The sequence below is a fragment of the Streptomyces sp. SID486 genome, assembly GCF_009865385.1.
Classification (GTDB): Bacteria; Actinomycetota; Actinomycetes; order Streptomycetales; family Streptomycetaceae; genus Streptomyces.
In genome coordinates this window covers 21,840-28,029 of sequence record NZ_WWJT01000357.1, presented here as the reverse complement: position 1 = coordinate 28,029, position 6,190 = coordinate 21,840, and the positions used below count along the sequence as shown (strand labels likewise).

General features: G+C 74.6%; 5 protein-coding genes. All 5 read left to right on the top strand.

Annotated elements, in window-relative coordinates:
* Positions 1-509: 509 nt before the first annotated feature.
* The 5 genes from GT045_RS16925 (at position 510) to GT045_RS16905 (ending at position 6,031) form a co-directional block, all read left to right on the top strand.
* Complete coding sequence (locus GT045_RS16925; RefSeq protein WP_161334681.1) at positions 510-1,640, top strand: PP2C family protein-serine/threonine phosphatase; 1,131 nt, start codon at positions 510-512, stop codon at positions 1,638-1,640.
* 248 nt (positions 1,641-1,888) lie between these two features.
* On the top strand, positions 1,889-2,356 hold the full coding sequence (locus tag GT045_RS16920; protein WP_161297542.1) for a hypothetical protein: 468 nt from the start codon (positions 1,889-1,891) through the stop codon (positions 2,354-2,356).
* 268 nt (positions 2,357-2,624) lie between these two features.
* Positions 2,625-3,866, top strand: coding sequence for a serine hydrolase domain-containing protein (locus GT045_RS16915; protein ID WP_161334680.1), 1,242 nt, complete (start codon positions 2,625-2,627; stop codon positions 3,864-3,866).
* A 673-nt stretch (positions 3,867-4,539) separates the two neighbouring features.
* Positions 4,540-5,160, top strand: coding sequence for an L-threonylcarbamoyladenylate synthase (locus GT045_RS16910; protein WP_161297537.1), 621 nt, complete (start codon positions 4,540-4,542; stop codon positions 5,158-5,160).
* A gap of 115 nt (positions 5,161-5,275) precedes the next feature.
* Complete coding sequence (locus tag GT045_RS16905) at positions 5,276-6,031, top strand: dienelactone hydrolase family protein (RefSeq protein ID WP_161334679.1); 756 nt, start codon at positions 5,276-5,278, stop codon at positions 6,029-6,031.
* Positions 6,032-6,190 lie beyond the last annotated feature (159 nt).

Here is a 6,190-nt window from a genome sequence, read left to right as displayed (position 1 = left end):
GCGTTCGGCCTCCGGGTCACCGAGATCCTGGCGTCGGCCGAGTCCCGGCTGGCGGCCGGCCCGGCCTGAGGCGTTCCGCCGGGTACCGGAGGACGCGTCGGCCGAGTCCCGGCCGGCGGCCGGCCCGGCCTGAGGCGTTCCGCCGGGTACCGGAGGTCCGGGGATGCCGTACTCGAGCCGTGCCGCTGTACGCGGGCCGTGCGGGGACCGGGGCCGCCGCGGCGGGATCCGCCGTCCCCGCGGTGCGGCTCACGCGAGGCCCAGGCCCTGCGGCGCGAACGGCCGGCGTGTGGGCCCGTGCGGCTCACGCGAGGCCCACGTCCTGCGGCGGGAGCGGCCGGCGTGTGGGCCGTAGGAGACCCGGACCCGCGGCGGCGGGCGGGGGTGTCCGGGGTCGCCGGGGAACCGGGGTGCGAGTGGGGCGTCCGCCTGTCTTCGCGTGGGCCGCGCCAGCGGGGGTGCGCCGGGCCGCGGGATGCGGGGCGTCGGCGGCGGCGTAGCTTGGGGATGTGGGATCGGTGCGCGACCGGCCGTCGCGCCGGGACCGGGAAAATCGCGGCTGGCTGCGGGGAGCGCCGCCGCCGTGGTGGGTGCGCGTGCTGCCCGTGCTTCTGCTGGTCCTCGTCGGCTCGGCCACGCTGATCACCCCCGACGCGCGCGACCTCGGCTTCCTGCTGGGCGCGATCCCCCCGCTGGCGGTCCTGTCGTACGGCCCGCTGACGACCGCTCTGCTGGGCGTGGGTGTGGTCGTCGTGCTGAACGTCCCGGCCGCGCACCTGGACCGCCCCGGCATCACCGATCTGCTCACCATCGTGTTCGTGGTCGCGTTGAGCGTGTTCGTCTCCTTCGTGCGCAGCCACCGGGACGCCCAGCTGAACACGGAACGGGCGATCGGCGAGGCGGTGCAGCGGGCCGTGCTGCCGCCGCTGCCGGACCGGGTCGGCGGGGTCCGGTGTGCGACCTACTACCGGGCCGCCCAGGACGGCACGCTGGTGGGCGGGGACTTCTTCGACGTGCGGGCGGGTCCGTACGGTGTGCGGGCGGTGATCGGTGACGTACAAGGACACGGTCTGAGGGCGGTCGCCACGGTGGTGTCGCTGCTGGGGGCGTTCCGGGAGGCCGCGCTGGACCAGCCGGACCTGGGGTCGGTCGCGGCCCGGCTCGACCGGCGGCTGGCGGTGGACTCGGCGGACGCGCGGCACGCGGAGCTGTTCGCGACGGCCCTGCTGGTGGAGTTCGCCGCCGACACGGCCGCGGTGCGTGTGCTGGCCTGCGGTCATCCCGCGCCCGTCCTGCTGCGCGAGGGCGAGGCCAGGGAGGTCACCGTCACGCCCGGTACACCGCTGGGCATCGGGCTGGTCGGCGTCGAACCGCCCAAGGAGGTCACGGTGGCGCTCGGACCGGGTGACCGGCTGTTCCTGGCCTCGGACGGCGTGTGGGAGGCGCGCGGCGCGGACGACGCCTTCTACCCCCTGCCGGAGCGGCTGGCCGCCCTGGCCGCCACCCCCTCCACCGGGCTGCCCGCCGCGGTGTGGGACGACCTGGGGCGGCGGCACTACACGGTCCGTGACGACGCCACCATGCTGGTGCTGGCACCCGAGCCGCCGGACACCCCGGCCGGTCCGGCGAAACCCGGCTGAGCGGCTCGGGGCCGCATGTCGCGCACCCGGCCGGCCACGAACGGGTGACACACCCCCTGCCCGCAACTGACGAACCGGCAGGCGGAGTTCGAACGCGCCGCCATAAACGCCAGACCGCGCCACCCCTTCCGCAGCATAGAAATATCTACAACCATGCATATGCCGGGATGACGTGCGGACGCACCGAGTGCCCGGTCATGGACGTTCCCTGCGCTCGGGCAGGTGAGCGAGGACACCCGGAGCGGTGCATGATCAACACGATGTGGATGCGGAGCGTGGAGTGGCTGGCCGCGGCGTCGGCCGACCCCCGCTCCTGCAAGTGGGAGTGGGACCACGGCGAGGGCATCGCGCTGCTGGAAGCCGGCCGGTACTGGGACGTGGTGAGCGTCCCGGACCGGCTGGGACTGCTCACCCTGGACCTGTTGTGGCGGCCCTCCCTGCCGGTGCCGGGCCCGACGCTGGTGGACACCACGGCGGGGCGGGTGGGGTTCTTCGTGCCACCCGACCCCTCGGGGGGCTGGGTGGGCGCAGGACTGAGGTACGCGACGCAGGGCTCCTGGGTCGCCGTACCGCCGCCCTACCGGCCCGCCCGGTTCCTGGAGTGGCTCGTACCGCCCGACGGCACCGGCACGCTCCATGCACCCGGTGCGCTGGAGGAGGCGTTGCAGGAGGCCAACGGCGCGCTGGCGGTACTGGCGCCACTGTGCGGGCGGTAGCCCCGGCGCGGCGGCCGGGACGGGGCCGGCGAACGGTGCCGAGCGGCGCCACGGGACCGGGCCGACGAGCAGTGCCGAGCGGTGCTCCCGGACCGGGCCGGCGAGCGGTGCCGAGCGGCGCCACGGGACCGGGCCGACGAGCAGTGCCGAGTGGTGCGCCGGGAACGAGCCGGCGAGCGGTGCCGGAGCGGTGCTCCTATGCTGGTGGGTCCGGGCTCCGACGTCCCGCCCCGCGCACGGCCGCCTCTCACGTGCTTGGAGTCAGCCCATGTCGCCTGCGTCCGCACAGCTGCGCCGGGTGGCCTCGGTCGCCCTGCTCACGGGATCACTGCTCGCCCCGCTGACGGCGGGGGCGGCGCCGGCCGCCGTACCGGCCGCGCACCTCTCCGGCACGCCGAGCCCGCCGGCCGCGGGGCCGGACGTGCGCCCCCTCACCCCCGCCGTGGCACGCGGCCTCGACGCGGCCGTGCAGCGGGTGATGCGCGAGGCGAACGTGCCGGGCGTGACCGTCGGAGTCTGGACGCCGGGCCAGAAGAGCTACGTCCGTTCGTTCGGGGTCGCGGACAAGGCGACCGGCCGGAAGATGGCGCCGGATCTGTACACACGGATCGGCAGCGAGACGAAGACGTTCACCGTCACCGCGCTGCTGCAGCTGGTCGACCAGGGCAAGGTCGGCCTGGACGACCCGATCGGTGAGTACGTCGACGGCGTGCCGAACGGCGACCGGATCACACTGCGGCAGCTGGCCGGCATGCGCAGCGGGCTGTTCAACTACTCCGAGGACGCGGGCTTCTTCAAGGCGCTGACGTCCGACCCCACGCGGTCCTTCACCCCGCAGCAGCTGCTCGGCTACGCCTTCAGGCATCCCGTCATGTTCCGGCCCGGCCAGAAGTTCTTCTACTCCAACACCAATCTGATCCTGCTCGGACTGGTGGTGGAGAAGGAGAGCGGTCAGCGCCTCGGGGACTACTTCAAGCAGCACATCCTCGACCCGGCCGGGATGAAGGACACGTTCCTGCCGAACGGCAGCGAGTTCCCCCGGCCGCACGTGCAGGGCTACACCGACCAGACGGCGGACGGGAAGACCGCCGAGACCGCGGGCTGGAACCCGTCCTGGGGGTGGGCCGCGGGAGCGATGATCTCCACGCTGGACGACCTGCGCGTCTGGGCGCCCACGGTCGCCACCGGCCGGCTGCCCGACGGCAAGCGGATGATCAGCGCGGCCACGCAGAGGCAGCGGCTCACCACCCCGGCCACGCCGATCCCGGACACCGGGTACGGGCTGGGGATCTTCGACGTGGAGGGGTGGATCGGCCACAACGGCTCGCTGCCCGGCTACGAGTCGCTGACCATCTACCTCCCGGCGACCCGGACGACCGTCGTGGCGCTGCTCAACAGCGACATCGACCACGGCCAGGACGAGCCCAGCACGCTGGTCGGTGAGGCCGTCACGAAGATCCTCTCGCCACGGCACGTCTTCAACCTGCCCGCGGCGCCCGCGGCCAGATGAAGCCCGCGGCCAGGTGAGGGCGGTCCGGCCGGTCCCCCACCGGTGCGGGGCGAGGGCGGTCCGGCCGGCCTTCCCACCCGTGCGGGGGGACGGCGGTCCCGTGCGGGGTGAGGGCGGTCCGGTCGGCTCCCCCACCGGTGCCGCGCCGGACACGACTCCCCCGTCGCAGGTCCTGGTGCGGCGCCGGACACGACTCCCCTGTCGCAGGTCCCGGTGCGGCGCCGGACACGACTCCCCCGTCGCAGGTCCCGGTGCGGCGCCGGACACGGCTCCGCCGACGGCCCGGGGGGGGGGATGGGCCGTCGGCGGGGTCGCCGCGCCCGGAGCGGGGGGAAGGCCCCGGGCGGCTCAGAGGTCGGATGCCCCGGAATCCGCCGGGTACACCGGCGGCGTCCGTCCGGTCCGGGGAGCGGTGCCGGCCGGGCCGTGCGGCCGTACCGGAAGGGCCGGCGGGGCTCCGGGGGCGTGAAGGCGCCGGGGCCCGTCCCGCCGTGGAGCGTGCGCCCCGGGGAGGCGCTGCGCTGCGACCGGCATGAGGCGCGGCCGGGCGAGCCGGCGACCGGCGTGAGGCGCGGCCGGGTGGCCCGACGGCGAGGTACGGCGCCATGGTCGCCGCCGGCGGACGCCGCCCCGGCTGCGCGCCCGCCGTCCGGGGACGGCATAGGCTCGGCAGATGGCGAAGTACTTCGACGTGCACCCCGAGAACCCGCAGCCGCGCAGCATCGCGCAGATCGCCGACGCGATCCGCTCGGAAGCGCTCATCGCATACCCGACCGACTCCTGCTACGCGCTCGGCTGCCGGCTGGGCAGCCGGGACGGCATGGACCGGATCCGCTCCATCCGCCGACTGGACGACCGGCACCACTTCACCCTGATGTGCCGTGACTTCGCGCAGCTCGGGCAGTTCGTGCGGGTGGACAACGACGTGTTCCGGGCCGTGAAGGCGTCGACGCCCGGCAGCTACACCTTCATCCTGCCCGCCACCCGCGAGGTGCCGCGCAAGCTGATGCACCCGAAGAAGAAGACCGTGGGCGTGCGCATCCCCGACCACGTGGTCACCCAGGCGCTGCTGGCGGAGCTGGGCGAGCCGCTGCTGTCCAGCACGCTGCTGCTGCCGGACGAGGAGGAGCCGCTGACCCAGGGCTGGGAGATCAAGGACCGGCTCGACCACGCGCTGGACGCCGTGGTCGATTCGGGCGAGTGCGGCACCGAGCCGACGACGGTGGTCGACTTCTCCGGCGGGGAGGCGGAGATCGTCCGGCGGGGCGCCGGGGACACCAGCCGTTTCGAGTGAGCGCGCGGCACACCGGGTGCGGGAACCCGGGATCCGGCGTGACAGCATGAACCGCAGCCGCGGCGCCGAGGACCTCGCACCTGGCGCCCGTTCCCCGAGGGAGGGCCTTGCCGGCATGACCGATGTCCAGGGAAACGTTGTCGACGTTCCGACCGAGGACGGCGTGGCCGACGCCTACCTCGTCCATCCGGCCGACGGACGCCCCCGCCCGGCCGTACTGCTGTACCAGGACGCCTACGGCCTGCGGCCGCACCTGCGGTCGATGGCCGACCGGCTGGCCGGCGCCGGCTACACGGTGCTGGTGCCGAACGTGTTCTACCGGACCGGGCGGGCGCCGGTCGTGGACCTGCCCGAGTTCATCGACCCGGGCGCCGACCCGACCATCTGGGAGCGACTGGGCCCGCTGCTGGCCGGGCTGACGCCGGACCTGGTCAAGCGGGACGCGGGTGCCTATCTGCGGTGGCTCGCCGACTGCCCGTCGGCGGCCGGCGGTCCGGTCGCGCTGACCGGTTACTGCATGGGTGCGCGACTGGCGCTGTGGACCGCGGGCGCCCACCCGGACCGGGTCGCGGCGGCGGCGGGCTTCCACGGCGGCCGCCTCGTCACCGACGACCCGGACAGCCCCCACCTGGAGGCACCGCGCATCACGGCGGAGCTGTACTTCGGGCACGCCGACGAGGACCCGTCGCTGCCTGCGGAGCAGGTGGCGCGCTTCGAGCAGGCCCTGACGGCCGCCGGGGTGCGGCACACCTGCGAGGTCTACGCCGGCGCCCAGCACGGCTACACCCAGGCGGACACGCCGGCCTACGACCAGAAGGCCGCCGAACGGCACTGGACGGCCCTGTTCGACCTGCTGGAGCGCACTTTCTGACCCGGACCCGGCGCCCGCCCGAGGGCGGGCGCCGGGGTCGTCCCCCGACCCGTCCCCCGACGGGCTCCGTCCACATCATTGACATGCACTCGTCCTGGCGTGACTCTGAGAGCGCTCTCAGAACAGGTACGGACCAGATCCGTACGACCCCGACCCCCA